Consider the following 769-nt stretch of genomic DNA (forward strand, 5'->3'; position numbering starts at 1 on the left):
GCACCAGGGCCAGTTCGGCAGCGCGACCCCCGCACCACGCCCGCCGCACCGCCGCCACCCCTGTGGGGCCGCGCTGCCGRRCYGGYSCTSGTGCACCGCGSGGCCCGCGAGCCCGGACAACGGGCAGCGGTGCAGTTCACCGGCCCGTGCGGCGCGGGGAAGACCGCCCTTCTGAAGAACGCAGCCGTCBGCGGCGGCTACCTGCGGGTGCGCGGCACGGGCCCGGCGGACCTGCTCCAGGACCTGATGCGTCTCTTCTACGTCTATCCGGGCCCGGACGGCACCCGCCTGAGCACTCGTAGGTGCGCACAGGCGCTGACGGGGTGGGCGGTGGATGCCCCCACCTGTGTCCTGGCCCTGGACGACATCACGTACGAGGTGCGTGAACTCGCCACGTTGCGCACCCAGTTGCCGGGCTTCACGCTCGTCATCGGCGCCGAAGTGCCGGTCCTCGGCGCGCCGGGAACCTCCGTGGCTCTGCCGCCCCTGTCCGAAGCGGCCGCCCTGGAGGTGCTGCGGCACGAGATGGGGCGCGACATCCCGGACGCCGAGGCGGGCGCGGCGCGACGCCTTGTGAGCGCCGTCGAGGGGCGGCCGCTCAGTCTGCGGCAGGCCGCCGCGTTGGTGCGACTGGACGGCCGTTCCTTCGAGGGCCTGGCCGACGGCCTCACCCGGGTCGCGGCTCCCGGCCCCGACGTCCTGGACGCGTTTGCCGTCGCCGCCGTCCACCCGCAGGCCAGACAGGCGCTGGCAGTCCTCACCCTGACCG

Annotated in this window: 1 pseudogene; it reads left to right on the forward strand. The window is 74.9% G+C overall.

Annotation, left to right across the window (positions count from 1 at the left end):
- Positions 1-129: 129 nt before the first annotated feature.
- A pseudogene (locus tag AB8Z36_RS41425) lies at positions 130-769 on the forward strand (hypothetical protein); the annotation flags it as partial.

The sequence above is a fragment of the Streptomyces flavofungini genome (genome assembly GCF_041028215.1).
Lineage (GTDB): Bacteria > Actinomycetota > Actinomycetes > Streptomycetales > Streptomycetaceae > Streptomyces > Streptomyces flavofungini_B.